The sequence below is a fragment of the Escherichia whittamii genome (genome assembly GCF_014836715.1).
GTDB lineage: Bacteria > Pseudomonadota > Gammaproteobacteria > Enterobacterales > Enterobacteriaceae > Escherichia > Escherichia whittamii.
Window position 1 is genome coordinate 357,775 of record NZ_JACSQI010000003.1, and the last position, 17,688, is coordinate 375,462.

The following is a 17,688-nucleotide window of genomic DNA, read 5'->3' on the forward strand; positions in this document are numbered from 1 at the left end:
TGGTGTTAAACGTCATGGCGGGTTTAATTTTGCCTATCAAATAGATACACCAGAATCAACGCCACCAGTACAAATGCTATAGGTAAACCGAGTGCAGTAACGGGCGCACTCAGCGCAAATAACAATCCCAGATTGACCATGATTTGGTAGCTTATCCAGGTAAGTAAGCCAACGATGACGCCCACAGCAAGACGGCTGCCCATCCCCGGCGAGCGCGGGGCGCTAAAGGTAAAAGGCACTGCCAGTAAAATCATCGCCAGCGTTAAAATAGGATTCCCCAGCTTTTCCCATAATGCCAGGCGATACTCACTGCTCGGTTGTCCAGTTTCCTGCAAGTAATTGATGTAATGGTTGAGCTGACGAACGGAAAAGCTATTGCCCGGCATCGACAGTTCTTCAAGATTCATACTGGTGAATGTCGATTTCCAGGCAAGATTATCTAATGTTTCCAACGTTTCTTTGCCGTTCAGCCATTTTTTATGATTCACACCATGCAGGATCCACGTTTTATCGTCTTCAATAGTGGCACTACGCGCGTAAATGTAGGATTCGAGCGAGAGATCGTCACGGTAATGAAAAATCTCCACCCCCACCGGCTGGCCCTGTTCGTTTAGCGATTTCACCGTCACAAATTCATTGCCGCGTCTGGCCCACAGCATATTGCCAGTAATGTCATCATCTTCCCCTAACGCGGTGGCGGTCGATTTGAGTTGCAGCGCCTGTTGCTGCAATGGCGACGCTACCCACTCATCAATCGCGCCTAACGAAACAGCCCACAGAATACCAGCGACCAACACCACCATCGCAATACGAAAAATGGAAAAACCTGTGGTGCGAATGGCGGTAAGTTCACTGTTCTTCGACATCTGTCCAAGACCAACAATCCCGCCTAATAAGGCGATAAACGGTCCAAGATCGATAAGCGTACGCGGCAAGGTCATCAACACTACCATCACCGCCTGGGTCCAGCGATAACCGCCGGGACTGACATCATCCAGTTCGTTAATCAGGTTAAACGTAGTGAAAAGCGGAAGCAGTAATCCAGCCGCAGCCGTAAACCCGAGAAATACGTGACGTATCAAGTAGCGACTAAAAATATTCATCGAAAGTATTTCTGCAACAAAGAGAAGTCGCGGGCGATGAGCAGCAGCAAGCCGATCAACATCACCCCGGGTATCAACCACAAGCCCGGTATAAGAGGAATCGCGCCGTTAGCCACCAGCGTACGGCAAACATCGCCGCCATAAAAAATGGCAATAAACAGCAACGTCAGTGGCAGTAACGTAGAAAATCGCCCCTGGCGCGGTTTTACCCGACTTAAAGAGATGGCCAACAGAGCCATCAATAACGCAGTCAGACCACGACTTTGTCGCCATTGCAGTTCGGCATGATCGGCAGGAAAGACTGAGCGCGCCAGTTCCGCGACCGATTTCGCTTTGCGTTTGATATTAGGGCTTTGATCCAGCGGATTCAGATGTAATTGCAGATTACGGTAGATCTGTTCGTTGTCGTCACTACCCTGATGATCGAGAAGATAAGCGGTCCCGTTATGCAACATAACGGTAGGTTTCTCGGGTGATGAGTCAACCACATCAAGCGAACGGGCGCGGAAAATGCGGGTTCGATTGGCGGTAGAGGTGTAAATCAGCGCGTCAGTCAGGCGATTATTGTCTTGATCCACCGTCTGCGAAAGGATCATTCGCCCGTTATCGTTAGTATTAAATTTCTTTGCCCGCAACTGGCGAACATCCAGCTCCGACTGCGACTGTTGCTCCAGTTGATAAATCTGCGCATAAGCCCAGGGACGGCCATACATCGACAGAAGGGTGACAAAAATACTTAACGGTATCGCCAGATAAAGAACGGCTTTGTACAAACGTGTCGGACTGGCGCCCGCCGCAGAGATAGCGGTAATTTCCGAGTCGGTATACATCTGCCCAAGCGTCACGCCAACCGACACATACAGGCCAACAGGTAACAACATCTCCAGTGCAATCAGCACCTTGTAGAAAACGATATCCAGCACAACATCAAGAGCTAACGTCCCATTTGCCGCTTCGGTCAGATAACGCTGTGCGGAGTAGCTGGCGAAAATAAAGATCAGAAAACCGACGATAATCAGCACCAGACGGCGCGTACCACGCATGATGTAGTGTTCAACCAGCTTCATCTCACTAACGCCTTCAATCCTTTGAGTTTTTTATTCATTGATCAGCTTCTGCGCCAGCGTAATAACATGATCAACCTCTTCTGGCGTCAGACTGCCATCCTTCGTCCACTGAATTTGCCCGTATTTATTCAGCACCAGAATGGTTGAACTCTGTTCCGGCAGTTGCCAGGCAGCGCGCCCCAGACCGCTGCCGTCGATTACGAATTGCGCCCACGGATAGCGACGTTTATTTTTTTCAATTTTACCTGTCACAAAATAGCCGGTGCCGAAGATGGCATCATCGGTGTTCACAATGGTGGTGGGCTGAAAACGCTCCTGAGGAAAGTTTGCTGCTTCTACTGCTTTGATTAACAGTGAGTTCTTCTTCTTCGCTGACTTTCGCCCGGCGATATACTGAATAATGCGGACTTTTCCCTTCAGTTGCGTGCTGTTCCACTTTTGATAGTAAATCTCGTCATTTTTGAGCAGTAATTCGCCACCGTCCTGAATATAAACAGGTGTGACCGGTTTTCCGATGACGAAATTGTGCGCAGTAGCACCGAACGGGAAGAGTAAAAATATCAGCGCAGTAAGCAGACGAGAGGGCATCATTACTCCGGTTATAGCGGAAAACGCGAAATCAGCAGTTCTAAGCGCTGACGAATATCGCTGTCGAGTGCCACCGGCGCATCATACGACTGGCGGTTTTCCAAATCATCCGCCACCATGTCGTCGTGCTTATCCCCCATCAGGCCATTAATGGCCGCCAGGAAGCGGGAAATCTGTAACGCCTCTGTATTTTCGGGATCAATCGATCTTAGAGTGTCGTAATAAGAAACCTGCTGACTGATGATTTTTCGCACATCATGAAATTCCCTGCCGGTTAGCTGCGGTTTAGCAATAATCGCTTTCAGGATGTGCATTTGCTTCTGGCGATAAGCGATAAAACCGTTAACGCTTTCTAGCTGGCTATGGCGTAATGAATAGTTCACCAGCCACCAGACAGGGGAACTCAAATAAACACGTAACAGGCTGCCGTAATACGACACAATATTTTTCTTATCGTTACGAAAACCATCCTGAAAACGCCCCAGAAAAACGGTCGTTTTGCCAAATAAAAAACCAGCCTGATGCTTCTTTAAATACAGCCGTTGCGCAAAACGCAAATGCTTATAGCGAGCACGCATGTATTTATACTGTTTGCGTTCTTCGTCGGTAAGAGAGTCACCTTTTGCTTGCTTCAGGGTCAGGTTGAGTAACGCCTTGCGATTGACTCCGTCCAACCAGAATCTCAGGCATAATGCATAATTATCATGAATAATTTCCGATGAACAACGTAGTGCGATCGTTGGCGGTAAGCTAACTTGAGCGTCAACAACATCATCTTCTTCGACCGCGACAAATAAACGCTCACTGACCTCAAGTGGAAAATATTTTTTCATCATTGGGATTTTTCTCCCACTACGTTATAGGCCAATAAATGGCGTTGAAAGAACGCCTTTAATGTCGGAATTAACGAGAGCACCACATCCAGACATTGCCCACCGAAGTAAGCAAATGCGGCCCCCAGCACGCCAAACATATGGCAGAACATAAACAGCAACACGATATAGCCGATAGAGGCGATGGTTTGCGCCACGAGAAAAGCACGCTGTTTCCCCGCCATTAGCAATAATGACTCCTGTGGGAAGCCCAGCATCGAAATAACAATGGCCCCAAGCATCACCTGGATCAGGTCATACGCTTCGAGATACTTAACACCAAACACCAGTGAAATAAGTGGCTTGCCAACGATTAATACGACCAGCGCCACCAGAATGCCAATTCCGCCAGCCAGCAATCCAGACTTCACGCCAAGAAGCCACGGTCTGGTGGTTCGTGGATCTAAGCGCATGACTTCAGGGTAAAAACTCTTACCCAACAAACTGGCAGGCGTCCCGGCGGCATCGAAGAATGTCATGGCGATTTTAAATAACCCGGCAGCAGCTGGCCCTAATACGATCCCCACCAGCACCGTGCTACATGAATTACGCGCCGACCAAATGGAATGGGCAATGTTGGTTGACCAGACAAAACTCCACGCGCCTTTGATGTGCCGGGCAGACTCAAACAGATTCAATTTGAAGGCGTTATGGATATTTCTGCGGCGTAATTCGCGCGCAGCAAACCACCAGTACATGGTGCCGCCAACCAGATTCGATGCGTACCAGGCAATAACAAATCCGGCAAAGCCAAGGTTAAAATACCAGGCGATTACGCTGCCCGCTGCACGCAGAAAAGGTTTCGTCGCCTGCTGTACAGCAATTAAGTCGAAGCGATCTACCGCACGCAAAATGCCGGTCGGCGTGGAGGAAGCCATTGAAGGAATGAGCGTGCAATAGAGCGCCGCCAGCCAAAAGCTTTGGTCATCCAGACCTAATGAATGGGAAAGGAATGGCAGTAAGGCAATGCCGCCGACAATCGCCACCGCACCGCTGACGATATCCAGCGAGAAGGAAAATGAGACGACATTACGGAATTGCTGGGGATTATTGTTGGTTAATGCAGGCGTTCCGTATTGCACCACCAACTGCCATGTCTGAAACTTAATAAAATCACTAATCGACTTGGCATAAGACTGTATGACGACAAGCACGCCAAACATCGCTGGCGTCATCCCTTTACCGGCGCACGAAAGCGCCAGTAAGCCCAGCAAGGCGCTCACGACATTGCTGGAACCTAACCAGGCACTGTTACGAATAATGGTGCGAAAGGCTCCATCTGCAAACCAATGTTTGATGTTAAAACCTGCCAATTCAGCCTGACCTTATCGTTGAAAAATTAAAAATATCCCGTCAGCCTTAAGTCAAGCTTCGGCGATCAGAAACGATGGCAACCAGAGAAACCGCTTTCTGTGCCTGTTCCAGCACTTCGCTGTAGGGCGCTCTGGAATCAATCTCTAAAATTTTTGTGCCGTTATAGCCAATCTTCGACATGACGCCGATTTTGTCCTGCAACTCGGCATAGTCATGGTCAGGCTTGCGGGAGATGGCAGTATCAATATCAATCCCCAAACGAATGATTAATTCAGGGCGATACTGCGCCATTTGTTGGTATAACTGTCGCTCGCGCTGCGCCAGAAATTGGTTGATTTTCCCGGTTGCACGTTCGACGCCAATCCCCGGCCCGTCATAATAAAAGCCGGAAATTTCCGCCTGCGGAAAGCGATCGCTGACCACCAGAACACCGCTTTGCGCCAGTCGCTGGACCTTACGCAGATTCGCCATTCGCCGCAGTGAAAAGCAGTACATAATCACCGCCGCCCAGAGCGCCGGAGAGCGAGTTTTCATGCTTTGGGTTTTCGAGGATTTTGCCGCCAGTCGCCGCTCCAGCCAGACACCAACCAACGGCAATCGTTTGATTTTGTCGCCGTCTTCGCCGGAGAGCAGCCCCAGATATCGCCGCTCGGTTTGCCAGTGCTGTTGTAATGATTTCACCAGATCGTTGGTTAGCGTGGATTTACCGGTGCCATCGCACCCGACCACAGCAATTAGCCCCGGAATGTAGCTGGGCTGCGGCGCGGTGGTGCTGTTAACAGATTGCGTTTGTAGTGCATCCATTCTTTAAATCATCCCCTATCCATTTTGGTGATCAGGAAAGTGCGGCGTGAATTGCGTGTAGTGACGCTTGCAGGATTTCATCGGCTGGTTGCCGACCATCCAGTTCAAGGATCCTGGCGCCGTTGAAAGTCAGTTGCGGCGTAACGGCGATTTTTTCCTGTAACGCCACCAGTTGATGGTCAGGTTTACGCGAAAACGCGGTTTGTTCATCAATGCCAAGACGAATCAACAATACGGGCAAATAAGACGCCATCCATTGGTACAGCTTCATCTCGCGCTGCCTTAACATTTTTACCCAACCATTACCGCCTTTAGTTTTAGCCAGTTGCGGGCCATCAAAACGAAAGCCAGGAACTTCAACCTGCGGGTAGCGGTCGGTAATCAACAATAAACCGTGCTGGCTTTTTCTCAGCATTTTGTGAAACTTGTACGCCCGCCAGCAGGAAAGCAAATAGATAACCAGCGCGGTAATATTGCCGGGTGGCGTTGAGGGCTTTTCATGCACATGAGCTGCCTTACCCCGCAGATAACGCCCAAAAGGGGCGCCAATTATAGGGAGCTGTGAAATCCATTCGCCAATTCGCCCGGAAGATTGCCCAAGATAGATTTGTTCTGTTGGCATTATTGCTGCCAGTTCATTCACCAGGCTTGCCGTGAGGGTCGATTTACCTGAACCATCACATCCCACAATGGCAATAACACGCACTGGCATGGAATTAATTATTGACATATTACGTTGATTCACGAAAAACCCGGCAGCAAATAATGTATTGAATATTACGTGGTCCGTGCTCAGAATATCCGTTCAACCTTATTGTGACAATGGTTAATTGTGGCATTGACCTGAATTACGTTTTCATAAAAACATATTAACCAGATAAATATTTTGGATGGATATTTAAATTTAAGGATATATTCATGCAGTCAATAACACCTCCATTAATAGCCGTTATTGGTAGTGATGGTTCAGGCAAGTCAACGGTTTGTGAACATCTCATTACCGTTGTCGAAAAATATGGTGCCGCAGAAAGAGTTCATCTCGGAAAACAAGCCGGAAATGTCGGTCGTGCAGTGGTAAAACTGCCCTTAATGGGAAAATCGCTTAATAAATCTATTGAACGCAATAAAGTAAAAACAGCGAAAAAATTACCGGGGCCAGTTCCGGCGTTGGTGATTACAGCGTTCGTCGCCCGTCGCTTGCTACGCTTTCGTCATATGCTTGCCTGTCGTCGTCGCGGGTTAATTGTTTTAACCGACCGTTATCCGCAGGACCAAATTCCTGGCGCTTATGATGGCACGGTGTTCCCGCCTAACGTTGAAGGTGGTCGTTTTGTCTCATGGCTGGCAAGTCAGGAACGTAAAGCATTTCACTGGATGGCGAGCCATAAGCCTGATCTGGTCATCAAACTCAATGTCTCTCTGGACGTGGCCTGCGCGCGTAAGCCTGACCACAAAAGGGAATCGCTGGAAAGGAAGATTGCCATAACGCCACAGTTAACCTTTGGCGGTGCGCAACTGGTTGATATCGATGCCAATCAGCCACTGGAACAAGTGCTGGTTGATGCAGAAAAAGCGATTACGGATTTTATGACGGCGCGAGGTTATCGCTAGTCAGAAGTGATAATGCCCGATCGCAGGACCGGGCATTATCAGGAAGGTTAAATAAGCTGCAATGCAATCCAGTACAGACTACCAGACAGAAAAATCGCCGCCGGTAAGGTAAACACCCACGCCATCAGGATACTGGTTACCGTTTTACGCTGTAACCCACCGCCATCCACCACCATCGTCCCCGCCACCGCAGAAGAGAGTACGTGAGTTGTGGAAACAGGCATACCGATGTAGCTGGCAAGACCAATTGATACCGCCGCCGTCATCTGCGCCGCCATCCCTTGCGCATAAGTCATGCCGCGCTTACCAATTTTCTCACCGATGGTCATCGCTACACGACGCCAGCCAATCATGGTGCCAATACCGAGCGCTAAAGCCACCGCCATGATTATCCACACTGGAGCATATTCAATGGTGCTTAACATATCGCTGCGCAGTTTTTTCAGCAGGTTCTGGTCCTCTTTGCTGACGCCAGGCAGTTTCGCCAGCTTCGCAGAGGTATCAGAGATACAAAGCATAATCCGGCGTAGCTGACTGCGTTGACTCACGTTTAACGGTTCGTAGCTTTCCATATTGCCCGGCAGCATCGTTTTAACACGCGCAATCGCATCAAAGGTATTTGCCGGATGACAATGGAACTCCGTCACTTGCGTGCCATCAGTCGATGCCGCTGGCAATGGAGGTTCCATCGCAATCAACTTTTGCGGCAGTTCAGGATGCTGTAGCAGATAGTGTTCGAAGTTGGTGACAGCATCGCGGGTACGTGTAATTTCATAGCCAGACGCGTTCATATTGACGACGAAACCAGCAGGGGCAATCCCCACCAGTACCAGCATCACCAGGCCGATCCCTTTCTGTCCGTCGTTCGCGCCATGTGAAAATGCCACACCCGCCGCGGAAACAATCAGCGCAATACGCGTCCAGAATGGCGGCTTACGTTTGCCCTTTTTCTTTTTGCGATCTTCAGGAATACGGTGAATACGGTCACGCTTTTTCGTCCCGCTCCAGAAACGGCGCAGCAGGAAAATCAGTCCTCCCGCAATCACCAGCCCCACAATTGGGGAGACAATCAGCGAGGAGAAAATCTTGGTCACTTCACGCAGGTTTAACGCATCCATCACCGATGAACCGGTTAACAGCGCATTGGTTAAACCGATGCCGATAATCGCGCCAATCAAAGTGTGCGAACTGGAGGCTGGTAAACCAAAGAACCACGTTCCCAGATTCCAGATAATCGCCGCCAGCAGCATGGAAAAGACCATCGCCAGACCGTGAGTTGACCCCATATTCAGCAACAAATCGGTTGGCAACATATGGACGATGGCATAAGCGACACTGAGTCCGCCTAATAACACGCCAAAAAAGTTAAAAAATGCCGCCATCACTACGGCAAGCTGTGGCTGCATGGCACGAGTATAAATAACGGTTGCCACCGCATTCGCCGTGTCATGAAAACCATTGATTGCTTCGTAGAACAACACAAATGCCAGAGCAAGTAATAACAAAAGCCCCGTGTATATATCAAGGCCAACAAATAAATTTAGCATATATTAGATTACGCCATTTTGAATTTACGAACGGACGCATTATCAGTGACTTTAACGGCGTGGGCAAAGTGAAATATCATCTTTTAGCGATAAAAAGAGTGATATTGCTTTAGTATCAGATAATAAGTTGTCATTCAAAATTTTAAGAAATAATTAATGGCGAATCATTTCAATCATTAATACATTCGCATTGTGAATTTATTAACTTCATGTATTACAATATTCAATATTTCGAGTGTTCTATGAACGATTTTCCGTGCTGATTATTTTTGATAATCAGCACGGGTTCGCGAAAAAGTCTATTACTCTTTCATCACAATTAAAGGTTCAATATCACTCTCTTTTTTGATGACCAGTGATTCATCGCCGCGCAAACAAGTTCCACCGTAGTTGCCGCCCACGGTGAAGGTACATACCTGAATGTATTTACCGTCCACTTTTGGCAGACACCACAGTTGCTGGTAGATATTTTTCTGCTCGGCAAATTTACCGCTGGTTTGGTCGAGCACCTCTTCATGATGGCTGACCAGGTCGATATTGCTACCACAGCGCCCGGCAATCGGTTTCACTGCGTAACCGGTTTTCACCAGTTCATCATTAACAGTGAAATCGGTATCCAGCAGATAACGATGATGCGGGAACAGCGACCAGAGAATTGGCAGAATCGCTTTGTTGCCAGGGATCACCGTCCAAAGCGGTTCAAAGACCAGCACTTCCGGGCGTAGCAGAACGTCGATCAGGCGCACTTCATTTTGCGGGTGACCAGTGCGAATCGGGACCGCAGCAAATTCACGGTCACTGACTTCACGAATCTGATCAAACGCCGTTTCCCACGCCCAGGTCTTCCACACGCAGTTAACCAGTCGTCCTTCCCCATCAATCAGTTGCCCGGCAGCATCCCAGCCCAGTTCATCTAACCCGCGCAAGATATGCGTTTCAAAACCTGCCTGTTGCAGCGCCTGCTCCATAAACTGAGCGTGATAGTTCTCCTCAATATCTTTGTCCTGCATGATATGGACAAACGGACGAGCACGACTGTGTTTCCACGCGCCAGCCAGTTCGTTAATCAGCCCTTCCGCCGGATTGAAGCCGTTACCTTTATAGCCCTGCTCCGCCCAACGTTCGAGGATTAAGCCTGCTTCAGTATGACAGGAGGCGGAATCGGCGTTGTATTCGTAGACCTTCAGGCCACGTTCATCCATACAGAAATCCATACGACCGGTGATCATATGGTGGCGACGGCGCTGCCAGGAGAGGCGCAAACGCGGCCAGAGAATTTTCGGAATGTCGAACAGCGCCAGCAGATTGTCATCTTTCAGCACTTTATCGGTGGCGTGGAGATACATCAGGTGCAGCTCGTTGGTGGCTTTAACCAGTTCCTGTTCAGCGCTCTCCGTAATGGTGTAGTAATGATACGGATCCTGATTGATCACCTGACCGTTCGCCTGCACGTAGGCGTTTTGCAGCGGATCTTTTTCATCCAACCATTTACCGTCAAACTGGCCTTTGTTTTCCAGTCGCGCTCCGCTGATCTTCAACAAATCGCCTGCAATTTCCGGCTGTGGCAAGCTGTATTCGGTATCTTCCGTCTGGATCATCCAGCCCAGAATGGTGGTGTCATCGAAGGTGTCTTTGAGGGTATAGCAGCCGTTTTCTACCACCATTTCCAGCTCGCGCGTCCACTGTTGCCCTTGTGGCAACGGGGAATGAATCACGTTCTGTTCCGCAATACGGACTTTGTTGCCGTGCAATTGCGTAATGATAGCGACATGGCCGGTGTCTTTAAATTCACCGCCTTTATCCCAGATAAGAAGCGCGCCCGCAACCGGCGCACGCGGCGAGCCGTTAGGAAATGCCTGCAATGGCAGAATGTTGTCATTAACCACTTCACGCAGGAAGCGCAGCGAGAAAATCTCCCACGCCATACCCACGTCAGTGAAGACCACGCCGTAGTTCAGAAAGAGAAAACGGCGAGCAAATTCAACGCATTGCCATTTGTGGCCCATATATTCGTCGTCGATATAGCTACGAAATACGGCGTCATCTTCGTATTCCTGCGGATCGAGAGAACTGTAATCTGAAGAGTAGATTGCTACCCCACCGGGGGCGTAGCCCAATAACGTCCCGAACGGGGCATCCTGGCTGGTCGTTCCTTTGCTCATCACTTTACCTTTAACAATACAACCTAAGCAGTTGGCGTAATTGTTGTGCTCTGATTACCTGCTCAGGGACATTAACCGGACAGAGGTTAGACTTATCATACACCTCAACGCAGCGGCTGGCGCAAAGGGTTAAAAAATTCACATTCTGTACAGCAAGTGACCTGCTACACTGCTTCAACACTACCACTCAGAAGGCAACTCACTATGACAGACAATACTTATCAGCCCGCGAAAGTCTGGACGTGGGATAAATCCGCTGGCGGCGCGTTCGCCAATATCAATCGCCCGGTTTCTGGCCCGACGCATGAGAAAACGCTGCCCGTTGGCAAACACCCATTGCAACTTTATTCACTGGGAACGCCGAACGGTCAGAAAGTCACGATTATGCTTGAGGAGCTGCTGGCGCTGGGCGTTACCGGTGCAGAGTACGACGCCTGGCTAATTCGTATTGGCGATGGCGATCAATTCTCCAGCGGTTTTGTGGAAGTGAACCCGAACTCGAAAATTCCAGCTCTGCGCGATCATACACACAACCCGCCGATCCGCGTTTTTGAGTCAGGATCGATTCTGCTTTATCTGGCCGAAAAATTTGGCTATTTCCTGCCGCAGGATCTGGCGAAGCGAACTGAAACGCTCAACTGGTTGTTCTGGTTACAGGGCGCGGCGCCATTCCTCGGCGGTGGTTTTGGTCACTTTTACCATTACGCGCCAGTGAAAATTGAGTACGCTATTAACCGCTTTACCATGGAAGCCAAGCGTCTGCTCGACGTGCTGGATAAGCAACTGGCGCAGCATAAGTTTGTTGCGGGCGATGAGTACACCATTGCTGATATGGCAATCTGGCCGTGGTTTGGCAACGTGGTGTTAGGTGGCGTGTATGATGCCGCAGAGTTTCTTGATGCGGGCAGTTATAAGCACGTGCAACGCTGGGCGAAAGAAGTGGGCGAACGTCCGGCAGTGAAGCGTGGGCGTATTGTTAACCGCACCAACGGGCCGCTGAACGAGCAGTTGCATGAGCGCCATGACGCCAGTGATTTCGAGACAAATACGGAAGATAAGCGTCAGGGGTAAAGGTTGGTGCATATCGCAGCAAGCCATCCAGGCTGGATAAGGCGTTCACGCCGCATCCGGTAATCAAGCACAATGCCTGATGCGACGCTGCCGCGTCTTATCAGGCCTACGAAAGCTACCCATCACGCGCTGGTAATGTCGTAATCCATTTGGCGCAGTGCGTCTAATGTGGCTTTGGCTTCATCTTCGTCGATGATGCTCATAGCAAATCCGACGTGCACCAGCACCCATTGGCCCAGCAGATCGGCAGGGTTACCTTCGCAAATCAGCGCGATATTCACGTCGCGCTTGATACCACATACTTCAACCTGCGCAAGTTGGTGAATATCTTCACCGACAGCCAGCACCTGGCCTGGAACGCCAATACACATTGTTAACTCCGGTTATTCAACTTCAATACTTTTGACGATCAGCGAATCGCCGGTATCGACACGCAACCGCTCGCCGAGACAGAGCGGGCATTGCGTATCGTGCTGATGAATCTCCACCACCTGGCTACAATCCCAGCACCAGGCCTGGGCGGGTTTATAGACGATATGTAAATCGCACCCTTGCGCCACCGTTCCCTGGCAGACGATTTCAAAACTAAAACGGACGGCGCTCTCCTCAACGCAGGAGAGCGCGCCAATTTCCAGCCACACGGCGGTGACGCGCTTAACATCGTGCTGCTCCGCCTGCCGTTGGATAATTTCAACGGCGCTCTGGCAAAGCGACAACTCATGCATTTTCGCCACTCCTGCGGCCAAACAGCAGGGCGCGACGCCCTGCATGTGGCACATCCGGATTGGTGACCGGCAGCGAAAGGATCATTCGCGCGCAGTCATCCGTCAGGCGTTGGCCCTCTTCAATCGACATGCTGTGCGAAAGCGGTGACATCAGCGAGCAGGAGAGGTATTGCGAAACACCGTCCAGTTCGCCAACGGTAAAGGTCATGGTGCCGTACGGCAGTTGCAGACCGATTTTTTCACTCACTTTGCGCAGCGGCCAGAGTTGATCCGGGCCAGGGAAGATAACTGCACTCAGCATCCACGGGGTGATTACACACCCCGTCCACTGACCTTCGAACAGCGTAAAGTCGGAAACATACACCGGCATTGAAGGATGCAGAAAAGAGAGATCGTGCATCGAACGCCGGGCAATTTCTTCAAACGCTGCCTGTACTTGCGCCTTCGGGGAGGTCTGGAAACCTGCTATCTCCTCAGTCATGAGCTACCTCCCGTGGGATGGCTTCCACGCCTGATTCTCGCAACGCAGCCAGAACCTGCTCAAGCGCAGGTTCAATCATTGCTTCAACCGTCGGCGTTAAGCCGATGTGCGGCTCCAGCGATTCCGGGATCACGCCGACCAGAGTCAGCTTTTTCGGAAACTCACCGGTGAAGCGCAGGGCCGACAAGACGTCGGCCAGGCCAAGCTGATGCGGAGAGATTTTGTTGGTAAACAACGCCGGAACTTCTTCATCCCGCAGGATCATCATCGTTCCCGGCGCGTTCTTTTTCGACACAATGGCATCGGCGATAATCAGATGATCGCGATTTGCCATGTCGCCAAGCAGCTCCATTCCCGCCGTGCCGCCATCAAGGATTTCAACATAATCCGGCAGAATGTATCGTTGCTCTAACGCTTCGACAATCCGCACACCGATGGCTTCATCGGTCAGCAAAATATTGCCGACCCCTAAGACTAAAATACGCATTACAGAACCTTCACTGAAACCACTTCGTTGCCGTCAGCATCCACTACGTGTACCGCACAGGCCATGCACGGGTCGAAGGAGTGAATGGTACGCACCACTTCCAGCGGTTTATTCGGATCGGCAACCGGCGTGCCCACCAGCGACTGCTCGTACGGACCAACATCATCATTGAAGTTACGCGGGCCGGAGTTCCAGGTTGACGGAACGACCGCCTGGTAGTTGCTGATAATACCGTCTTTAATAACCATCCAGTGGGAGAGCATACCGCGCGGCGCTTCGAGGAAGCCAACGCCTTTGAACTCGCCCGTTGCCGGAATGTTCGGCTTCACAAAGGTGGTGTGATCGCCTTTGCCGATATTGGTGATCAGTGCACTGTATTGATTTTGCAAGATATCCTGCAATTCGCAGCAGTGAACGGTACGACCAATAATACGGCCCAGCGTAGAGTGCAGTTGTGCCACTTCCAGCGTGTTGCCAGTCAGTTTCTGATAAATCGCAACGATTTCATTCAGTTTGTTCTGAGTAGATTCGCGACCAGCAGCCAGTTTCACCAACATGTTAGCCAGCGGCCCCACTTCTACCGTTTTGCCGTAGAAAGTCGGCGATTTCACCCAGGAGTATTTACCGTCGTCAGACCAACCGTCGTAAGCCGGAATGGTCGTACCTTCCCACGGTGCCTGCGGCGCTTCGTCTTTATACCAGGAGTGCTTCGCGCTTTCCTGAATCCCTTTGATCAGGTATTCATCGGAATGGGAAGTGATTGGACGATACGAGGACAGATCCGCATTCTCAATGTAGCCGCCCGGGAACAGGAAGCTGCCGTTTTTGCTGTCGGTCGGGAATTCCGGCACGCTCAGGTAGTTCACCGCACCTTTGCCGCGAGTCAGCCATTCCGGGTAGAACGCGGCGATAACTGCGGTATCAACCTTGTAAACCTGCTCAACAAAGTCGCTCAGTTTGTCGATGAAGGACTTGATGTACATCAGGCGTTCGAGGTTCAGTACGCCCAGACCGTCAAGGTTGATCGGGTTCGCAACGCCGCCTACCGCCAGGTTCTGAATGTGCGGCGTTTTACCGCCCAGCAGCGCCACAACGCGGTTAGCGTCACGCTGGCACTCCAGCGCCTGCAGGTAGTGCGCAACCGCAATCAGGTTCACTTCCGGTGGCAGTTTCATCGCCGGGTGACCCCAGTAGCCATTGGCAAAAATACCCAACTGACCGCTGGCAACCAGATCTTTGATCTTGTTCTGAACTTTGGTGAACTCTTCCGGACTGTTCAGGTGCCAGGTCGAAACGCCTTTCAGCATTTCGGAGGCTTTGGTTGGATCCGCTTGCAGTGCAGAAGTGATATCCACCCAGTCCAGCGCCGAAAGCTGATAGAAATGAACGATATGGTCATGCGTGGTGTGCGCAGCCAGAATAATGTTACGAATGTACTGGGCGTTTACCGGAACGTCGATATTCAGCGCGCTCTCTGCCGCACGTACGGAAGACAGCGCGTGAGTGGTGGTACATACGCCACAGATACGTTGCACAATCATCCATGCATCGCGCGGATCGCGGTTTTTCACGATCTCTTCCATGCCGCGCCACATGGTACCGGAAGCCCATGCTTTCGAAACGACGCCATTTTCGATTTCGCAATCGATGCGTAAATGCCCTTCAATTCGGGTTACCGGATCAATAGTAATTCTCTGGCTCATGCTTTGCTCGCCTCATGACGATTATGATCGTTTTGTTTTAAAGGAGGAAGTATCGGCAGTAGACGAATGAGTACGATGTAAGCGCAAATCTCAATAGCCACAAAACCAATAGAAATCAACAGTTCTTCCCAGGTCGGGAAGTAGGCGTAACCGCCGCCCGGGTTGAATGCCACCAGCGAATAGGTCAAACGCCAGGTTGCACAACCTAACAGTGCGCTCAGTGCTGACAGGAACAACATGCGGGAATCATTACGCAGCTTCGCCACACGCAGAACGACCAGCGGGAAGAGCATCAGCAGGACTTCAATCCAGAACATGACGGAGTAGAAGTCACCGGCAAACGCTAACGACAGCTTGTCGCGATAGATAAGTTCGCCAAAGCGCAGCACGATGAAAATCGCCAGCAGTACGCTGATGGTATTCGTCAGCTTGACGAACAGGCTCTTTTCATCCGGACCATTGCCACGCAGACCCGCCTGCACCAGCGAACCTTCAAAGATGACAATCGAGAAGCCCATGATGAACGCCGTCAACAGCGAGAACAACGGCAACATTTCATAGCTCTGCCACAGCGGATGCACTTTGTAGCCCGCAGAGATCATCAGCGACCCCATTGAAGACTGGTGCATGGTCGGCAACAGCGCGCCGAGAGCGATGATGAAGAACATCACCTTGTTCAGACGCTTGAGCGAAACCTTCCAGCCCAGGCGTTCAAACAGTGCCGGAGCAAACTCCAGTGCCATCACGCCGATGTAGATGGTCATACAGACCGCCGTCTCGAACAGTACCGAGTTCACGTTGAAGTGACCCGGAATGTAGAAGTACGGCAGGTTCCAGTAACGACCAACGTCGATGGTGATCGACAAGCCCCCCAGTGAGTAACCGAACAGACTCGCCAACAGCGCCGGACGCACCAGCGGATGGTATTGCCCACGGTTAAAGACGTACACCGCCCACGCCAGCGCCCAGCCGCCACAGGCAAAGCCGGTGCCGATCAACAGGTCAAACGCGATCCACACGCCCCACGGGAAGCCGCCGTTCAGGTCGGAGACAGAGCCCAGACCGAACACCAGACGCTTCACAATCAGGAGCATACAGATGACGATTAACGGTCCAAAAATCATGACCGGTTTACTGATGATTTTGCCGCCCAGCGGTTGTGGATCATGACTCATGATCGTCTCCTCCGTCGTGATGGTCGTTTTTGGTGTTGCGACGAACCAGCACGGTTAAGCCCGCCAGCACAGCCAGTGGTAGCATCATGCCTTTATACAGGGTGTGTTGAATATTTTCTGAACGCGCGCCAGTTGAAAGATCGTCCAACTTCGGCAGGTCGAGATTTTCATAAGGAACACCCGTCAGTACCAGAACCTGAGTACCGCCGCCCTCTTTCTCGCCGTACAGATGCGGATAATATTTCGGCACCGTGTGCAGGTAAGTGTCGCCAGATTTCAGCGTCTGACGCGGATAGTGATATTCGCTACCAGGCTTCAGTGCCAGACGTTTTTTCGCCTCAGCCATCAGCTCTTCACGCGTACCAAAAATCACCGCCCCCGCCGGACACACTTCTACGCAACCTGGCAGACCGCCTTTATCGAGGCGTTCCACACCTTTCTGGTTGCACAGCTCACATTTATGCAGCGCACCAAACGGGTTGTTGTAGTCGTACTTCGGTACGTTGTACGGACAGGCAACCATGCAGTAACGACAGCCGGTGCACACGTCTTTGTCGTAATGGACAATGCCGGTTTTCGGATCTTTTTTCAGTGCAGAAACCGGGCACACGGAGACACAGTTCGGATCGACGCAGTGCATACACTGTTTCTTAATGTACGCGTAGCCGTTCTCCTCCTGGTCTTTGTTGACGCCAGTGCCGCTGGTCCACACCTGAATGATGTTATTGGTATACGGCGACAGTTTGTCGTTGTTCGACCAGGTCTGTTCCCCTTGTGGGTTACGTTCAGGGAAGTTGATATCCTGACACTTAGTGACGCAAGCCTGGCAGCCTACGCACAAGGTCGAGTCGTACAACATACCCAGCGATCCCGGAATTGGCGGGCGGTTTTCAGCAGCCGCATGGCTGACAGACGGCAACGCGCCCGTCAGCAATGCCCCGCAGGAGGCTGCTTTAATAAAATTACGTCTGTTCACGG

The 17,688-nt window shown here is 50.9% G+C and carries 18 protein-coding genes; 2 read left to right on the forward strand and 16 right to left on the reverse strand.

Annotated elements, in window-relative coordinates:
- Window positions 1–23: 23 nt before the first annotated feature.
- The 7 genes from lptG to H9644_RS07435 are packed head-to-tail and all read right to left on the reverse strand — an operon-like array spanning window position 24 to window position 6,493.
- Window positions 24–1,103: an LPS export ABC transporter permease LptG gene (lptG, locus tag H9644_RS07405; RefSeq protein WP_191773966.1), complete on the reverse strand. Its 1,080-nt coding sequence runs from the start codon at window positions 1,101–1,103 to the stop codon at window positions 24–26.
- Window positions 1,100–2,170 carry an LPS export ABC transporter permease LptF gene (gene lptF / locus H9644_RS07410; protein ID WP_191773968.1) on the reverse strand — a complete coding sequence of 357 codons (1,071 nt, stop codon included), beginning with the start codon at window positions 2,168–2,170 and terminating at the stop codon, window positions 1,100–1,102. The genes lptG and lptF overlap by 4 nt, the downstream gene beginning before the upstream one ends.
- 30 nt (window positions 2,171–2,200) lie before the next feature.
- Window positions 2,201–2,758: a YtfJ family protein gene (locus H9644_RS07415; protein WP_191774072.1), complete on the reverse strand. Its 558-nt coding sequence runs from the start codon at window positions 2,756–2,758 to the stop codon at window positions 2,201–2,203.
- 11 nt (window positions 2,759–2,769) lie between these two features.
- A complete protein-coding gene (locus tag H9644_RS07420) occupies window positions 2,770–3,594 on the reverse strand; it encodes a hypothetical protein (RefSeq protein ID WP_191773970.1) in 825 nt (274 codons plus the stop codon).
- Complete coding sequence (locus H9644_RS07425) at window positions 3,591–4,943, reverse strand: lipopolysaccharide biosynthesis protein (protein WP_191773972.1); 1,353 nt, start codon at window positions 4,941–4,943, stop codon at window positions 3,591–3,593. The genes H9644_RS07420 and H9644_RS07425 overlap by 4 nt, the downstream gene beginning before the upstream one ends.
- A 46-nt stretch (window positions 4,944–4,989) precedes the next feature.
- Window positions 4,990–5,748 carry a nucleoside/nucleotide kinase family protein gene (locus tag H9644_RS07430; RefSeq protein ID WP_191773974.1) on the reverse strand — a complete coding sequence of 253 codons (759 nt, stop codon included), beginning with the start codon at window positions 5,746–5,748 and terminating at the stop codon, window positions 4,990–4,992.
- 31 nt (window positions 5,749–5,779) lie between these two features.
- Window positions 5,780–6,493, reverse strand: a complete 714-nt coding sequence (locus H9644_RS07435; protein WP_191773976.1) for a dTMP kinase — start codon at window positions 6,491–6,493, stop codon at window positions 5,780–5,782.
- A 173-nt stretch (window positions 6,494–6,666) separates the two neighbouring features.
- On the opposite strand from H9644_RS07435, the gene H9644_RS07440 reads away from it, so the two are divergent.
- Window positions 6,667–7,359, forward strand: coding sequence for a dTMP kinase (locus H9644_RS07440; protein ID WP_191773978.1), 693 nt, complete (start codon window positions 6,667–6,669; stop codon window positions 7,357–7,359).
- Between the two features lie 47 nt (window positions 7,360–7,406).
- Here H9644_RS07440 and pitB read toward each other — a convergent pair whose 3' ends face one another.
- Entirely contained in the window at window positions 7,407–8,906 is a 1,500-nt protein-coding gene (gene pitB / locus H9644_RS07445; RefSeq protein ID WP_191773980.1) for an inorganic phosphate transporter PitB, read from the reverse strand.
- 302 nt (window positions 8,907–9,208) lie between these two features.
- Window positions 9,209–11,068: a bifunctional glutathionylspermidine amidase/synthase gene (gss, locus tag H9644_RS07450; protein ID WP_191773982.1), complete on the reverse strand. Its 1,860-nt coding sequence runs from the start codon at window positions 11,066–11,068 to the stop codon at window positions 9,209–9,211.
- A gap of 204 nt (window positions 11,069–11,272) precedes the next feature.
- Here gss and yghU point away from each other — a divergent pair, with 204 nt between their 5' ends.
- Window positions 11,273–12,139, forward strand: a complete 867-nt coding sequence (gene yghU / locus H9644_RS07455) for a glutathione-dependent disulfide-bond oxidoreductase (RefSeq protein ID WP_000131798.1) — start codon at window positions 11,273–11,275, stop codon at window positions 12,137–12,139.
- A gap of 122 nt (window positions 12,140–12,261) precedes the next feature.
- On the opposite strand, the gene hybG is transcribed toward yghU, so the two are convergent.
- From hybG to hybA, 7 genes are read right to left on the reverse strand one after another with little or no spacing between them, the layout of a single operon-like run.
- The gene (gene hybG / locus H9644_RS07460; protein ID WP_000334896.1) at window positions 12,262–12,510 is read right to left on the reverse strand and encodes a hydrogenase maturation factor HybG; all 249 of its coding nucleotides are present in this window, start codon (window positions 12,508–12,510) and stop codon (window positions 12,262–12,264) included.
- Window positions 12,511–12,522: 12 nt separating this feature from the next.
- Window positions 12,523–12,864 carry a hydrogenase maturation nickel metallochaperone HypA gene (hypA, locus tag H9644_RS07465; RefSeq protein WP_191773984.1) on the reverse strand — a complete coding sequence of 114 codons (342 nt, stop codon included), beginning with the start codon at window positions 12,862–12,864 and terminating at the stop codon, window positions 12,523–12,525.
- Window positions 12,857–13,345, reverse strand: a complete 489-nt coding sequence (gene hybE / locus H9644_RS07470) for a hydrogenase-2 assembly chaperone (RefSeq protein ID WP_000134014.1) — start codon at window positions 13,343–13,345, stop codon at window positions 12,857–12,859. Before hybE ends, hypA begins: the two co-directional genes overlap by 8 nt.
- Window positions 13,338–13,832, reverse strand: a complete 495-nt coding sequence (locus tag H9644_RS07475; protein ID WP_025238351.1) for a HyaD/HybD family hydrogenase maturation endopeptidase — start codon at window positions 13,830–13,832, stop codon at window positions 13,338–13,340. The genes hybE and H9644_RS07475 overlap by 8 nt, the downstream gene beginning before the upstream one ends.
- On the reverse strand, window positions 13,832–15,535 hold the full coding sequence (gene hybC / locus H9644_RS07480) for a hydrogenase 2 large subunit (protein ID WP_000083065.1): 1,704 nt from the start codon (window positions 15,533–15,535) through the stop codon (window positions 13,832–13,834). Before hybC ends, H9644_RS07475 begins: the two co-directional genes overlap by 1 nt.
- Window positions 15,532–16,710 carry a Ni/Fe-hydrogenase cytochrome b subunit gene (gene hybB, locus H9644_RS07485; RefSeq protein WP_000017694.1) on the reverse strand — a complete coding sequence of 393 codons (1,179 nt, stop codon included), beginning with the start codon at window positions 16,708–16,710 and terminating at the stop codon, window positions 15,532–15,534. The genes hybC and hybB overlap by 4 nt, the downstream gene beginning before the upstream one ends.
- On the reverse strand, window positions 16,700–17,686 hold the full coding sequence (hybA, locus tag H9644_RS07490) for a hydrogenase 2 operon protein HybA (protein ID WP_001081870.1): 987 nt from the start codon (window positions 17,684–17,686) through the stop codon (window positions 16,700–16,702). The genes hybB and hybA overlap by 11 nt, the downstream gene beginning before the upstream one ends.
- Between the last annotated feature and the right edge of the window lie 2 nt (window positions 17,687–17,688).

Bases quoted from the DNA above. Each gene is read 5' to 3' on its own strand.
- lptG (WP_191773966.1), bottom strand. From the start codon at position 1,103: ATGAATATTTTTAGTCGCTACTTGATACGTCACGTATTTCTCGGGTTT.
- lptF (WP_191773968.1), bottom strand. From the start codon at position 2,170: ATGAAGCTGGTTGAACACTACATCATGCGTGGTACGCGCCGTCTGGTG.
- H9644_RS07415 (WP_191774072.1), bottom strand. From the start codon at position 2,758: ATGCCCTCTCGTCTGCTTACTGCGCTGATATTTTTACTCTTCCCGTTC.
- H9644_RS07420 (WP_191773970.1), bottom strand. From the start codon at position 3,594: ATGATGAAAAAATATTTTCCACTTGAGGTCAGTGAGCGTTTATTTGTC.
- H9644_RS07430 (WP_191773974.1), bottom strand. From the start codon at position 5,748: ATGGATGCACTACAAACGCAATCTGTTAACAGCACCACCGCGCCGCAG.
- H9644_RS07440 (WP_191773978.1), top strand. From the start codon at position 6,667: ATGCAGTCAATAACACCTCCATTAATAGCCGTTATTGGTAGTGATGGT.
- pitB (WP_191773980.1), bottom strand. From the start codon at position 8,906: ATGCTAAATTTATTTGTTGGCCTTGATATATACACGGGGCTTTTGTTA.
- gss (WP_191773982.1), bottom strand. From the start codon at position 11,068: ATGAGCAAAGGAACGACCAGCCAGGATGCCCCGTTCGGGACGTTATTG.
- yghU (WP_000131798.1), top strand. From the start codon at position 11,273: ATGACAGACAATACTTATCAGCCCGCGAAAGTCTGGACGTGGGATAAA.
- hybG (WP_000334896.1), bottom strand. From the start codon at position 12,510: ATGTGTATTGGCGTTCCAGGCCAGGTGCTGGCTGTCGGTGAAGATATT.
- hypA (WP_191773984.1), bottom strand. From the start codon at position 12,864: ATGCATGAGTTGTCGCTTTGCCAGAGCGCCGTTGAAATTATCCAACGG.
- hybE (WP_000134014.1), bottom strand. From the start codon at position 13,345: ATGACTGAGGAGATAGCAGGTTTCCAGACCTCCCCGAAGGCGCAAGTA.
- H9644_RS07475 (WP_025238351.1), bottom strand. From the start codon at position 13,832: ATGCGTATTTTAGTCTTAGGGGTCGGCAATATTTTGCTGACCGATGAA.
- hybC (WP_000083065.1), bottom strand. From the start codon at position 15,535: ATGAGCCAGAGAATTACTATTGATCCGGTAACCCGAATTGAAGGGCAT.
- hybB (WP_000017694.1), bottom strand. From the start codon at position 16,710: ATGAGTCATGATCCACAACCGCTGGGCGGCAAAATCATCAGTAAACCG.